Genomic DNA, 12,428 nt, shown 5'->3' on the forward strand with positions numbered 1-12,428 from the left:
CTCAAGGTCGGGTTAACCCGGGCTGATTGTTCCGGGGCCATCCTGCGGGTTTTCCATCCTGCGGGTTTCTTGGTGGCGCCAAGACGCCGGGCCCCTACACGCCGAGCCCCCGGGTGAACCGATTTTCCAGCAGTCGGAACCCCAGGGCAATCAGCCCCGCGATGATCATGTAGATCACCGCCAGCAGCAGGAGGGGTTCGTAGATGATGAACGTGTCCTGCCGCACCCGGCTGGCGACCGCGTAGATGTCGATCACGGTGATGGTCGCGACCAGGGGCGTGGCTTTCAGCTGCAGCACCGTTTCGCCGCCCAGCGTGGGCAGCGCGCGGGCGATGGCTTGCGGCAGATGGATGCGCCAGAACACCGCGAAGCGCGAGAAGCCGTAGGCGCGGCCCGCTTCGAGCTGTCCATGGGGCACAGATCTGAAAGCGCCGCGCATCACCTCGCCCTCGTAGCCCGCGAAGCTGAAGGACAGAGCCAGGAGCGCATAGGGCCAGGCTTGCCGCAGATAGGGCCAGAGCTCGGATTGCCGGATCCAGGGATATTGCGGAAAGAGCGAGCCCAGGCCGTAATAGATCAGCCAGATCTGCAGCAGCAGCGGCGTGCCCCGGATCACCGTGCAGAACCAGCGCGCCGGCGCGGCCAGCCAGACAGGCCCCGAGGCCTGGGCCAGCCCCAGCGGCACCGCCATGGCCGAGCCGATCAGGATCGACAGGCCCAGCAGCCACAGCGTGCGCCAGAGCCCTTCGAGCCCCAGCCCGGCATAGCGCGGGATCCAGTCCCAGCGCATCGACACGCCCGCCCAGACCGCGAGCGCCAGCGCCAGCGCGATCAGTCCGATGCGGTGAGGTCTGAGCCAGTCCCTCACCGCGCCGGAGACGGAGCCTGTGACGGTTCCCCTCATGCGCGCGCTCCCGCCTGTCCGCGCCGGTAATGCGCCTCGATCCAGCCGAAAATCCGGCCCGAGACAAGGGTCATCAGCAGGTAGATCGCGCCCGCGGCCAGGAAGAAGGTGAAATAGGCCCGCGTCGAGCCCGCCGCCTGGCGGGTTTCCAGCGTCAGTTCGGAGAAGCCGACGATCGCCAGAAGCGCCGTGTCCTTGGTGGCGATGAGCCACAGGTTGGACAGCCCCGGCAGCGCGAGCGGCAGCATCGCCGGAAAGGTCACGCGCCGGAAGGTCTGGCTGCGGGTCATGCCATAGGCGCGCGCCGCTTCCAGCTGTCCCCGTGGCACCGACTGGATCGCGCCGCGCAGCACTTCGGTCGCATAGGCGCCCTGCACCACCCCCAGCACGCCGATCCCGGCGGCCAGTCCCGAAATCTCGACCGGGCGCTGGCCCAGAAGACGCAGGAACTGGTTCAGAAGGTCGGTGCCCGCGTAATACAGGATCAGGATGAGGATCAGCTCGGGCACCGCGCGCACGACGGTGGTATAGACCGACAGCAGGTCACGCGTCACGGGACCGCCGCCCAGCTTGCCGAGCGCGCCGAAAATGCCGATCACCGCGCCCAGCCCGAAGGCCCCCAGCGCGATGATCAGCGAATTGACCGCGCCGCGCAGCAGGTTCGCCCCCCAGCCCGGCGGCTCGAGCGACAGGAGCGTGACCGAGGCTTCAAGCCCCGGCCACAGCGAGTACAACCCGTCGAGCAAGGCTCAGTTGCCGTAGATCGAGGTCTGGAAATACTCCGACGTGATCTCGTCATAGGTGCCGTTTTCGAGGATCGCGGCGATACCGGCGTTGAAGCGTTCGCGCAGGTCGTCCTCGCCCTTGCGCAGACCGACCCCGACGCCCGATCCGAGGATCGCCTCGTCATGGGCGACGGCGCCGACGAGATGGCAGCAGGCGCCGGCCTCGGAATTGAGGAAATCTTCCATCGCGAGGCTGTCGGCCTGCGCGGCGTCGATGCGGCCCGCGGCCAGATCCTGGTTGGCCTCGTCCTGCGTCTGGTAGGTGCGGATCTCGGTCTCGCCCTCGAAATATTGCTGCGCATAGGTCTGGTGGATGGTCGAGACCTGCACGCCCAGGATCAGTCCGGCGAGGCCTTCGGGCGTGGGTTCGATCTCGACGCCGTTCTGGGCGACGATGACGGTGGGCGTGTTGTAATAGGGATCCGAGAAGTCGATCGTCTGCAGCCGGTCCTCGGTGATCGACATCGACGCCATGATCGCATCGATGCGCCCCGAGACCAGCGCGGGAATGATGCCGTCCCAGGCGGTCGGCGTGATCTCGCAGGTCATCTCGGCCGCTTCGCAGACCGCGTTGATGATGTCGATTTCCCAGCCCACCCAGTTGCCGGCGGCGTCGGGCGCGGTGAAGGGCGGATAGGGTTCGGCGGCGATACCCACGCGGACGGTTTCCTGCGCGGTAGCGGCCGAGGCGATCAGCGCGGCGGCGGCGGTGGTGGCGAGGAAGAAGGTTTTCATCGTGGCTCCTGTTGATGCGGCGCTGTTGGTCGCGCCCGTGATGAGTTTGTCCTTGTAGAAGGCCAAAGCCTCCGTAATTATGCAAGCGTATAATTAGCTGCCCCGGTGAGAACATGCCCTTTGGTGCCGAAGATCGCTCGAAACCCCTTGCCCGCGTGATGATGCGCGCACCCGGCCCCGCCATGGCCGCCGCCGATCCGGCAGAATGGCATTACGGCCCGGGCTTCGATCCCCGGCGCGCAGAGGCGCAGCACGCCGACCTTGCGGGCATCGTCGCCGCTTCGGGCGCGAAAATCCACTGGATTCCGTCACAGGATGACGCGATGTCAGATGCGGTCTTCGTGCAGGACCCGTCCTTTGTCACGGCCAAGGGCGCCGTTGTGCTGAACATGGGCAAGGTCCTGCGCCGGGGCGAGCCCGACCTGCATGTCGCCGCCTACGAAGCGCTTGGCGTGCCCGTTCTGGGGCGCCTGACGGGTGACGCGACGGTCGAATCGGGCGATTGCGTCTGGATCGACGCGACGACGCTGGCGATTGGTCGCGGTGCGCGGTCGAACCAGGCGGGCATCGACGCGGTGCGGGCGATCCTGGAACCGCATGGCTATTCCGTCGTGGCCTATGACCTGCCCTACTGGACCGGCCCCGAAGCCTGTCTGCACCTGATGTCGCTGATCTCGCCGCTGGCGCCGAAGATGGCGCTGATCCATGCGCCGCTTCTGCCCTACGCGATGTGGGCCGACCTGAAGGCGCGCGGCTGGACGCTGCTGCACGCGCCGGAAGACGAATTCCTGGCCTCGGGCGGGTTGAGCCTGAACGTGCTGATGCTGAAGCCGCAGGATGTGGTGATGGTCGACGGTTTCCCGAAAACCCGCGCGCTGATGGAAGAGGCGGGCTGCCGCGTTCAGGTTTTCGAAGGCGACGCGCTGTGCATTGCCTGCGAAGGTGGCCCCACCTGCCTGACGCGGCCCGTACTGCGCGCCGATCCGGCATGAGCGCCCGGCGTCCCTTTCAGCGCGTGGGCGAGGAAACCCGGCGCAGCGCGCTGATCGAGGCGACGCTGGATCTCATTGCCGAGGGCGGCCCGCAGGCCGCGACCGTGCGCGCCATCGCGACCCGCGCGGGCGTCACGCCGGGACTGATCCGGCATTACTTCGCCACCAAGGAAGAGCTGGTCGCCGCCGCGCATGAGACGCTGATGACCGGCCTGACCGAGGCCAGCATGGGAAGCGCGGATGCCCTGCCCGACGACCCGGTGGCGCGGCTGTCGGTGTTCATCGGCAATGCCGTGTCGCCGCCGGTGACGGACCCGCGCGCGGTGGCCCTGTGGGCTGCCTCGATGCAGCTGGTGCCGCGCGACGCGGCGATGCGGGCGGTGCATCTGTCCACCTATCTGGGCTTTCGCGACCGGCTGGAAGCGATGATCGCCGACGCGCTGCGCAGCGCCGGACGCGACACCGACGAGAGCAGAAGCCTTGCCATTGCCGGCAACGCGCTGCTCGACGGGCTATGGGTCGAAGCCGGCGCCCTGCCCGACCAGTTTGCCCCGGGCGAGCTGCGATCCATCGCGATCAAGGCTTTCTCGCGGCTTCTCTCACTCGATCTGCCAGAGGTTTGACATGAAATACGCTGCGGTCACCGAACAGCTTGCCGGGCTGGGATCGGACAAATGGGTTCTCAGCGCCGCCGCCTCGGCGCGCCTGCGCGCGGGTGCCAAGGTCATCAACCTGACCATCGGCGAGCCCGATGTGGAGACCCCCGAGGCGCTGATCGAAAGCGCCTGCGCCGCGATGCGGGCCGGTCGCACGGGCTATTCCAACGGGCGGGGCGAGACTGCGCTGCTTGACGCTCTGTCCGCGCGCTACAGCGCCAGGCTGGGCCGCGATATCGGGCATGACCGTTTCCTGTGCCTGCCGGGCACGCAGACCTCGCTTTATCTGGTGTTCCGCAGCCTGTGCGAAGCGGGCTGCGAGGTTCTGGTGGGCGATCCGATGTACGCGACCTATGAGGGGCTGATCCGGTCCTCGGGCGCGGTGCCGGTCCCTGTGGCGCTGGACCCGGAAAACGGCTTCCGGCTGCGGGCCGCCGATGTCGCGGCCAGGATCACGCCGAAAAGCCGGGTGCTCTTTCTCAACACGCCGCACAATCCGACCGGCGCGATCCTGTCGCCCGAGGACCTGTCGGCGCTGGGAGAGCTGGCCGAACAGCACGATCTTTGGATCGTCTCGGACGAGGTGTATGGCGATCTGACGCATGAGGGGCGGCCCTTTACCTCGGCACTGGCCGATCCGGCCTTCGAGCATCGCACCATCGTCACCGCGTCGATCTCCAAGAGCCACGCGGCGCCTGGCTTCCGTTCGGGCTGGGCCTGCGGGCCGGCCGAGTTCACCGCGCGCGCGCTGCCGCTGTCGGAAACCATGCTGTTCGGCTCGCAACCCTTCATCGCCGACATGACCGCGCTGGCGCTGACATCGGAGCCGGTTCTGGCGCAGGGGATGGCGGCGCGGATGGCCCGCCGCGCCCGCATCCTGAAAGAACGTCTGGACGGCGTGGCCGGGCTGAAAGTGCATTGCCCCGAGGCCGGGATGTTCGCCCTGATCGACATCCGCGCCCTGTCGAACGATTCGCAATCCTTCGCGCTGGACCTTCTGGCCGAGACCGACGTCGCGATGATGCCGGGCGCCTCTTTCGGCGCGGCGCTGGAAGGCTGGCTGCGCGTGGCGCTGAATGCGTCCGATGCGGACACCGAGGAGGCTTGCGCCCGCATTGCTGCTTATGCAATGCAGAAGGCAGCATGAAGACTGTCGCACAAACCCTTGTTGACTGGCTGAAAACGGAAGGCGTCGAGGTGATCTTCGGGATCCCCGGCGTCCACACGATCGAATTGTACCGCGCGCTTCCCGGCGCCGGGATCCGCCACGTCACCCCCCGGCACGAAGCCAGCGCCGGTTTCATGGCGGACGGCTATGCCCGCGTATCGGGACATTTCGGCGTCGCGCTGGTCATCACCGGCCCCGGCGTCACCAATGCCCTGACGCCGATGGCGCAGGCCCGCGCGGATTCGGTGCCCGTGCTGGTCATCTCGGGCGTCAATCGCCGCGAGACACTGGGCAAGGGGCTGGGTCATCTGCACGAATTGCCCGATCAGCGCGCCGTGACCCGCGTCGTGGGACCCGCGCTGCATCTGGAAGACCCGCACGCCCTGCCCGGGATGCTGGCCCATGCGGGCCGCGCGTTGACCACCGGGCGGCGCGGTCCGGTCCATGTGGAAATCCCGCTTGACCTGATGAACGTCCCTTCGCCGCCTGCCGTGGCGCTGGCCAAGCCCGGCGCGCCGCAGCCCGATCCGGCCAAGGCCAAGGCCCGGCTGCGCCTGTCGCGCAAGCCTCTGATTCTGGCTGGGGGCGGGTGTCGCGATGCGGGCCCCGAACTGAAGGCGCTGGCCGAGGCGATGGGCGCGCCCGTGGTGCTGACGACCAATGCGCGCGGGCTGATGCATGACCACCCGCTCGCGGTGCCCGCCTCGCCCAGCCTCGATCCGGTGCGCGACCTGATCCGCGACTCGGACCAGCTTTTGGTGGTGGGGTCCGAACTGGGGCCGACCGATTATGACATGTTCGTGAACGGACAGCTTCCGGCTTTGTCGGGAATGATCCGCATCGATATCGACGGCGCACAATTGGCGCGACATTTCTCGGCGCTCACGCTGCAGGCCGATGCGAAGGAAATCCTGCCCAAGCTGCACCCGCTGGCCCCGGCGCCCGATGGCCCCGCCCGCGCCGCTGCCGCGCGCCAGGCCGCTTTCGCGTCGCTGACGCCGGACTACCAGGACGAGGTCCGGCTTCTGTCGGCGCTGCGCGATGCCGTGCCGAACGCGATCTTCGTGGGCGATTCCACGCAGATCGCCTATGCGGGTAACCTTTTCTACAGCCATGACCGCCCGAATGGCTGGTTCAACGCCGCCACCGGTTACGGTGCCCTGGGCTACGGGATCGGTGCCGCCGTGGGCGCTGCACTGGCCGATCCGACAGCGCGCGTCGTGTGCCTGACCGGCGATGGCGGGCTGATGTTCCATCCCGGCGAATTGCGCACCGCGCATGACGAGGATCTGGATGTCACCTTCGTCGTGTTCAACAACGAAGGCTATGGCGAGATCGCGATGGCGATGAAGGATGCCGGCGCCGACGTGATCGGTTGCACCCCCTCCGCCCCCGATATGCGCGCCCTGGCCGAAGCGATGGGGCTGCCCTATGCCCGGGCGACCGACAGCGACCTGCCGCTGATCGTGGCCAGTGGAAAAGGTCCACGACTTGTCGAAGTGAAGCGCAAACCTGTCAGTGAATTCTGAGGATTAGGTGAACCCTAATTGCCTGACGTTAAAATGTCAGGCTTTCATTTCCACCCGGAAAGCAAAGAAAAACGCCTCGCGGAAACTCCGCGAGGCGTTTTCTGTTCCGGTCCTGCGAACGGATCAGCCGGCCGAGGACGACGCGTTCTGTGACGGCTTGTTCTCGGTGAAGATCAGAAGCGGACGCGCGCCCGAAGTCACGGCCTCTTCGTTGACGACGACCTCTTCGACATTCTCCATGCCCGGCAGTTCGAACATCGTGTCGAGCAGGATGTCCTCCATGATCGAGCGCAGGCCGCGCGCCCCGGTCTTGCGGGCGATGGCGCGTTTCGCGATGGCCTTGAGCGCGTCGTCGGTAAAGGTCAGGTCCGCGCCTTCGATCTCGAACAGGCGTTGATACTGCTTCACCAGCGCGTTCTTCGGCTCGCTCAGGATGGTGACAAGCGCATCCTCATCCAGATCGGTCAGCGTGGCGACCACCGGCAGACGGCCGACGAATTCCGGGATCAGGCCGAATTTCAGCAGATCCTCGGGTTCAAGCTGCATCAGCGCCTCGCCCACGGTGCGCTTGGATTCGTCCTTCACATCGGCGCCGAAGCCGATCGCCGTGCCCTTGTTGCGCTGCGCGATGATCCGGTCGAGACCGGCGAAAGCGCCGCCGCAGATGAACAGGATGTTGGTCGTATCCACCTGCAGGAATTCCTGCTGCGGATGCTTGCGCCCGCCCTGCGGCGGAACTGAGGCCACCGTGCCTTCCATCAGCTTCAGCAGGGCCTGCTGCACCCCCTCGCCCGACACGTCGCGGGTGATCGAGGGATTGTCCGACTTGCGCGTGATCTTGTCGACCTCGTCGATATAGACGATGCCGCGCTGCGCGCGCTCGACGTTGTATTCGGACGCCTGCAGCAGCTTCAGGATGATGTTCTCGACATCCTCGCCCACGTAGCCGGCTTCCGTCAGCGTGGTCGCGTCGGCCATGGTGAACGGCACATCCAGAATGCGCGCCAGCGTCTGCGCCAGCAGCGTCTTGCCGCAGCCGGTCGGACCGATCAGCAGGATGTTCGACTTCGACAATTCGATTTCGCCGGCCTTGCCGGCTTTGCCCGAATAGCCAAGACGCTTGTAGTGGTTGTGGACCGCGACCGAGAGCACGCGCTTGGCACGCTCCTGTCCGATCACGTAATCGTCCAGCACCGCGCAGATATCGGCCGGGGTCGGCACGCCGTCCGTGGTCTTGAACCCGGTGCCCTTGGTTTCCTCGCGGATGATATCCATGCACAATTCGACGCATTCATCGCAGATGAAGACGGTCGGACCGGCGATCAGTTTTCGGACCTCGTGCTGGCTCTTGCCGCAAAAGGAACAATACAGCGTATTCTTGCTGTCATTACCGGAGGAATGAGCCATTCGACACCTCGTGCTCGTCATCGGTTGCGGCCTTCTGACGGGCCTTTACGTCAAAACTAGGCCAGTGGGCGGGCGGGGACAATGCCAAATTGCCGTCCCGCCCGCGGCCGATCATCACGACCCTACGATCAGGCCTGCGATCACGACTTCTCGGCCGGCGCTTCGCGCGACTCGAGGATTTCGTCGATCAGACCCCAGTCCTTGGCCTCTTCGGGGGTCATGAAGTTGTCGCGCTCAAGCGCGTCTTCGACCTTCTTGTAGGTATTGCCGGTATGTTTGACGTAGATCTCGTTCAGGCGGCGCTTCAGCCGTTCGGTGTTGCGGGCGTGGATCAGGATATCCGTCGCCTGCCCCTGGTAACCGCCCGAGGGCTGGTGCACCATCACCGAGCTGTTGGGCAGCGAGAAGCGCATGCCCTTTTCGCCGGCGGTCAGCAACAGCGAGCCCATCGAAGCTGCCTGCCCCACGACCAGCGTGGACACCTTCGGCTTGATGTACTGCATCGTGTCGTAGATCGACAGGCCCGAGGTCACCACGCCACCCGGCGAGTTGATGTACATCGAGATTTCCTTCGACGGATTCTCGGCTTCCAGGTGCAGAAGCTGCGCCACGATCAGCGAGGCCATGCCGTCATGGACGGGTCCGGTCACGAAGATCACGCGCTCTTTGAGCAGGCGCGAGAAGATGTCGTAGGCACGCTCGCCCCGGCTGGTCTGTTCAACCACCATCGGAACGAGGTTCATGTAGGTTTCAATCGGATCACGCATCGCTCGGGCCTCGCTGGGGACGTATCAGTCACGGTAGTGAAGAATTCTTGCCCAAGACTTAGCCTTCCGATCCACCCCCCGCAAGAGGACCCCCGGGAGCAATCTTGAGAGCCCGCTTTGGAGCCAGGGCCCCGGACCGCGCCGGGGCCTGCCGCAGGCGGGGTCAACGGCCTTCGAATTTCGCCGGACGTTTTTCCAGGAAGGCCATCACGCCTTCGCGGAAGTCGCGCGTGGCGCCGACTTCGCCCTGCAGCCGCGCCTCGACATCGAGCTGCGCCTCCAGATCGTTGGTCACACTGGCCTGAAGCGCGCGCTTGACCGCGCCGTAAGCCAGCGTCGGTCCCTGCGCCAGCTGGGCGGCGCGGGCTTTCCACTCGGCCTGGAACCTGTCGTCGGGGACCGAGGCCCAGATCAGGCCCATCTCCTGCGCCTCGTCGGCAGAGACCTTGTCGGCAAACAGCGCCTGCCCCATCGCGCGGGCATACCCCACAAGGCGCGGCAGCCAGTAGGTGCCGCCCGCATCCGGGATCAGGCCGATGCGCGTAAAGGCCTGCAGGAAGACCGCCGATTGCGTGGCGATCACCACATCCGCGGCCAGCGCCAGATTGGCGCCCGCCCCCGCCGCAGCCCCGTTGACGGCGGCGATGACCGGCACCGGGCAATCATGGATCGCGCGCAGCATGGGTTCGTATTCCTCGCGCAGGACGCGGCCCAGGTCCAGCTCGTCGATCGAAACCCCGTCGCCCAGATCCTGACCCGAGCAAAAGGCCCGTCCCTCGCCGGTCAGCACCAGCACCCGCATCCGTGCGCCCAGATCGCGCACGGCGGCGGTGATCTCGGCGCGCATCTGGGTGTTGAGCGCGTTCATCAGCGTCGGGCGGTTCATGGTGATGACACCGATCCCGCCATCTTCGGACACGGACAAAGTCTTGTAGATCATGGCGGCCCCTCCCGGTTGTTCCAGCGCAGGTTAGCCGCGCGCGGGGCGGGGCGAAAAGGCGCGACCTTGCGTCACTCCTCGAGAAGCTGGCGCAACCGGGCCTCTTCGGCGTCGCTAAGGGCCTCGGGGCCGGGTTTGCGGCGGCGGATCGCGACAAGCGCGATGCCCAACCCGACGATCAGCAACACCGGGCCCGTCACCCACAGGATCAGGTTCGCCCCCGTCGCGCGCGGGTTAAGCAGGACGAATTCGCCGAAGCGGTCGACCATGTACTGGATCGCCTCTTCGTTCGTATCGCCCGCCACCAGCCGCTCGCGCACCATGAGGCGGATGTCGCGGGCGATGTCGGCATTGGAATCGTCGACCGACTCGTTGCGGCAGACGACGCAGCGCAGCTCGGCGGTGATCTCGCGCGCCCGCGCTTCGAGCGCGGGATCGGCAAGGATCTCGTCGGGCTGCACCGCCAGCGCGGGCAGCGCCAGAGCCAGCATCGTCAGGGCAAGGAGCAGCCTGCGCATGGACCTACTCCGCCGGGGTCGCGGCGGCGCGCGGCGCCTTGCGCGCGCCCGCGGCCACCCGGTAGCGCCGGTCGCTGAGCGACACCAGCCCGCCGAACGCCATCAGCGCCGCCCCCAGCCACAGCCAGGTCGCGAAGGGTTTGACATAGGTCCTGAGCGCCCAGCCGCCGCCGTCCTGCGCATCGCCCAGGGCGACATACAGGTCGCGGGTCAGCGAGTAATCGATGGCGGCTTCGGTCGTGGGCATCCCGGCGGCGGGGTAGACGCGTTTCTCCGGATGCAGGGTCGCCACGAAACGCGCGCCGTCGCGGACCTCGATCGTGGCCATCGTGGTGATGTAATTGGGCCCCTGCTCGCGCGAGACATCGGTCAGGGTCAGCGTGTAGCCGCCATGCTCGAAGCTCTCGCCGACGCGCGCGACGCGGATATCCTCGGACGCCCAGCCCAGGACGGCGGCGACCGCGAAGATCGTCACGCCCAGCCCGGCATGGGCGACGGCCTTGCCCCATTCGGCGCGCGGCAGGCGGGTCATGCGGCGCAGGCGGTCGCCCAGGCCCTTGCGCCCCGCACGGCCGTAAAGGTCCAGGAACGAGCCGACGACCAGCCAGACGCCAAGCGCCACGCCGACCGGCCCCAGCGCGCTGCCGCCGGTCTGCAGGGCGAAGGTCAGCGCGCCCAGGGCCACCGCCAGCGCGGCGGCACCCGTCATGCTGCGCGCGGCGCGCCCCAGCTGTCCGCGTTTCCACGGCAACACCGCGCCCACGGGCAGCGCGATGGCGAGTGCGATCATGAAGGGCGTGAAGGCCGCGTCGAAGAACGGCGCGCCCACCGACAGGACGCGGTCAAAGGCCATTTCCGACACCAGCGGCCACATCGTCCCCACAAAGACCACGAAGGATGCGACCGCCAGCAGCACGTTGTTGAGCACCAGAGCGGATTCGCGGCTGACCAGCGCGAAGACCCCCTTGGCTTCGAGCGCGGCACTGCGCAGCGCGAACAGCGTGAGCGCGCCACCGACGAACACGGCGAAGATCATCAGGATGAACACGCCCCGCTCGGGATCCGAGGCGAAGGCATGGACAGAGGTGATCAGCCCCGAGCGCACGATGAACGTCCCCATCAGCGAGAAGCCGAAGCCCAGGATCGCCAGCAGGATGGTCCAGGCCTTCAGCGTCTCGCGCTTTTCGACCACGATGGCCGAGTGCAGAAGCGCGGTCGCGAAGAGCCAGGGCATGAAGGACGCGTTCTCGACCGGATCCCAGAACCAGAATCCGCCCCAGCCCAGCTCGTAATAGGCCCACCACGATCCCAGCGCGATGCCGATGGTCAGGAAGATCCACGCGGCCAGCGTCCAGGGACGCACCCAGCGGCCCCAGGCGGCATCGACCTTGCCTTCGATCAGGGCGGCCACGGCAAAGCTGAATGCCATGCTCAGGCCGACATAGCCCAGATACAGGAATGGCGGATGGAAGGCCAAGCCGGGATCCTGCAGAAGCGGGTTCAGGTCGCTGCCGTCGAACGGCGGAAAGGCCGCGCGCAGGAACGGGTTCGAGGTGAAGATCGTGAATGCCATGAAGGCCGCCCCGATCGAGCCCTGCACCGCCAGAACGCGGGCCTGGAGCGTGGCGGGCAGATTGCCTCCGAACCACGCCGCGCAGGCGCCGAACAGGGCCAGAATCAGCACCCACAGCAGCAGCGACCCCTCGTGGTTCCCCCAGACGCCGCTGATCTTGTAGAGAAGCGGCTTCAGCGTGTGGGAATTGTCCACGACCAGCACCACCGAGAAATCGGATGTCACGAAGGCATAGGTCAGCGCCGCGAAACTGAGCGCGATCAGCACGAATTGCGCCGTGGCAAGCGGGTTGGCGGCGGCCATCCAGTCGGCCCAGCCCCGTTGGGCGCCCACGAGCGGAACGACCGTCTGCAGAAGCGACAGGGCAAAGGCGAGGATGAGGGCGTAGTGTCCGAGTTCGACGATCATGCCCCTGCTATAGCCTGCGCGGCCCGTTTCGCAAAGCGCAGAGCGG

The 12,428-nt window shown here is 66.7% G+C and carries 12 protein-coding genes; 4 read left to right on the top strand and 8 right to left on the bottom strand.

The window, feature by feature from the left end:
- Nucleotides 1-94: 94 nt before the first annotated feature.
- The 3 genes from C4N9_RS05670 to C4N9_RS05680 are packed head-to-tail and all read right to left on the bottom strand — an operon-like array spanning nucleotide 95 to nucleotide 2,424.
- Nucleotides 95-904 (bottom strand): ABC transporter permease, encoded by an 810-nt coding sequence (locus C4N9_RS05670; RefSeq protein ID WP_109532332.1) that lies wholly within the window; start codon nucleotides 902-904, stop codon nucleotides 95-97.
- Nucleotides 901-1,650: an ABC transporter permease gene (locus tag C4N9_RS05675; protein ID WP_109532333.1), complete on the bottom strand. Its 750-nt coding sequence runs from the start codon at nucleotides 1,648-1,650 to the stop codon at nucleotides 901-903. Before C4N9_RS05675 ends, C4N9_RS05670 begins: the two co-directional genes overlap by 4 nt.
- 3 nt (nucleotides 1,651-1,653) lie before the next feature.
- The gene (locus C4N9_RS05680) at nucleotides 1,654-2,424 is read right to left on the bottom strand and encodes a transporter substrate-binding domain-containing protein (protein ID WP_109532334.1); all 771 of its coding nucleotides are present in this window, start codon (nucleotides 2,422-2,424) and stop codon (nucleotides 1,654-1,656) included.
- 113 nt (nucleotides 2,425-2,537) lie between these two features.
- On the opposite strand from C4N9_RS05680, the gene C4N9_RS05685 reads away from it, so the two are divergent.
- Genes C4N9_RS05685 through C4N9_RS05700 form a run of 4 tightly spaced genes read left to right on the top strand, consistent with a single transcriptional unit; the run spans nucleotide 2,538 to nucleotide 6,769 of the window.
- Nucleotides 2,538-3,416 carry a dimethylarginine dimethylaminohydrolase family protein gene (locus C4N9_RS05685; RefSeq protein WP_109532335.1) on the top strand — a complete coding sequence of 293 codons (879 nt, stop codon included), beginning with the start codon at nucleotides 2,538-2,540 and terminating at the stop codon, nucleotides 3,414-3,416.
- A complete protein-coding gene (locus C4N9_RS05690) occupies nucleotides 3,413-4,039 on the top strand; it encodes a TetR/AcrR family transcriptional regulator (protein ID WP_109532336.1) in 627 nt (208 codons plus the stop codon). The genes C4N9_RS05685 and C4N9_RS05690 overlap by 4 nt, the downstream gene beginning before the upstream one ends.
- Nucleotide 4,040: 1 nt before the next feature.
- The gene (locus C4N9_RS05695) at nucleotides 4,041-5,219 is read left to right on the top strand and encodes a pyridoxal phosphate-dependent aminotransferase (RefSeq protein WP_109532337.1); all 1,179 of its coding nucleotides are present in this window, start codon (nucleotides 4,041-4,043) and stop codon (nucleotides 5,217-5,219) included.
- A complete protein-coding gene (locus tag C4N9_RS05700) occupies nucleotides 5,216-6,769 on the top strand; it encodes a 5-guanidino-2-oxopentanoate decarboxylase (protein WP_109532338.1) in 1,554 nt (517 codons plus the stop codon). Before C4N9_RS05695 ends, C4N9_RS05700 begins: the two co-directional genes overlap by 4 nt.
- Before the next feature lie 123 nt (nucleotides 6,770-6,892).
- Here C4N9_RS05700 and clpX read toward each other — a convergent pair whose 3' ends face one another.
- The 5 genes from clpX to C4N9_RS05725 form a co-directional block, all read right to left on the bottom strand.
- Nucleotides 6,893-8,176: an ATP-dependent Clp protease ATP-binding subunit ClpX gene (gene clpX, locus C4N9_RS05705; RefSeq protein WP_109532339.1), complete on the bottom strand. Its 1,284-nt coding sequence runs from the start codon at nucleotides 8,174-8,176 to the stop codon at nucleotides 6,893-6,895.
- A 140-nt stretch (nucleotides 8,177-8,316) separates the two neighbouring features.
- On the bottom strand, nucleotides 8,317-8,943 hold the full coding sequence (locus tag C4N9_RS05710) for an ATP-dependent Clp protease proteolytic subunit (RefSeq protein WP_109532340.1): 627 nt from the start codon (nucleotides 8,941-8,943) through the stop codon (nucleotides 8,317-8,319).
- A gap of 163 nt (nucleotides 8,944-9,106) precedes the next feature.
- On the bottom strand, nucleotides 9,107-9,883 hold the full coding sequence (locus C4N9_RS05715) for an enoyl-CoA hydratase-related protein (protein ID WP_109532341.1): 777 nt from the start codon (nucleotides 9,881-9,883) through the stop codon (nucleotides 9,107-9,109).
- A gap of 71 nt (nucleotides 9,884-9,954) precedes the next feature.
- Nucleotides 9,955-10,401: a cytochrome c-type biogenesis protein gene (locus C4N9_RS05720; protein ID WP_109532342.1), complete on the bottom strand. Its 447-nt coding sequence runs from the start codon at nucleotides 10,399-10,401 to the stop codon at nucleotides 9,955-9,957.
- Between the two features lie 4 nt (nucleotides 10,402-10,405).
- Complete coding sequence (locus tag C4N9_RS05725) at nucleotides 10,406-12,382, bottom strand: heme lyase CcmF/NrfE family subunit (RefSeq protein ID WP_109532343.1); 1,977 nt, start codon at nucleotides 12,380-12,382, stop codon at nucleotides 10,406-10,408.
- Nucleotides 12,383-12,428: the final 46 nt, after the last annotated feature.

The sequence above is a fragment of the Pararhodobacter marinus genome (assembly GCF_003122215.1).
Taxonomy (GTDB): domain Bacteria; phylum Pseudomonadota; class Alphaproteobacteria; order Rhodobacterales; family Rhodobacteraceae; genus Pararhodobacter; species Pararhodobacter marinus.

What these genes read in the sequence shown, in the direction of transcription:
- C4N9_RS05670 (WP_109532332.1), bottom strand. Translation starts at nt 904, where the DNA reads ATGAGGGGAACCGTCACAGGCTCCGTCTCCGGCGCGGTGAGGGACTGG.
- C4N9_RS05680 (WP_109532334.1), bottom strand. Translation starts at nt 2,424, where the DNA reads ATGAAAACCTTCTTCCTCGCCACCACCGCCGCCGCCGCGCTGATCGCC.
- C4N9_RS05685 (WP_109532335.1), top strand. Translation starts at nt 2,538, where the DNA reads ATGCCCTTTGGTGCCGAAGATCGCTCGAAACCCCTTGCCCGCGTGATG.
- C4N9_RS05690 (WP_109532336.1), top strand. Translation starts at nt 3,413, where the DNA reads ATGAGCGCCCGGCGTCCCTTTCAGCGCGTGGGCGAGGAAACCCGGCGC.
- C4N9_RS05695 (WP_109532337.1), top strand. Translation starts at nt 4,041, where the DNA reads ATGAAATACGCTGCGGTCACCGAACAGCTTGCCGGGCTGGGATCGGAC.
- C4N9_RS05700 (WP_109532338.1), top strand. Translation starts at nt 5,216, where the DNA reads ATGAAGACTGTCGCACAAACCCTTGTTGACTGGCTGAAAACGGAAGGC.
- clpX (WP_109532339.1), bottom strand. Translation starts at nt 8,176, where the DNA reads ATGGCTCATTCCTCCGGTAATGACAGCAAGAATACGCTGTATTGTTCC.
- C4N9_RS05710 (WP_109532340.1), bottom strand. Translation starts at nt 8,943, where the DNA reads ATGCGTGATCCGATTGAAACCTACATGAACCTCGTTCCGATGGTGGTT.
- C4N9_RS05715 (WP_109532341.1), bottom strand. Translation starts at nt 9,883, where the DNA reads ATGATCTACAAGACTTTGTCCGTGTCCGAAGATGGCGGGATCGGTGTC.
- C4N9_RS05720 (WP_109532342.1), bottom strand. Translation starts at nt 10,401, where the DNA reads ATGCGCAGGCTGCTCCTTGCCCTGACGATGCTGGCTCTGGCGCTGCCC.
- C4N9_RS05725 (WP_109532343.1), bottom strand. Translation starts at nt 12,382, where the DNA reads ATGATCGTCGAACTCGGACACTACGCCCTCATCCTCGCCTTTGCCCTG.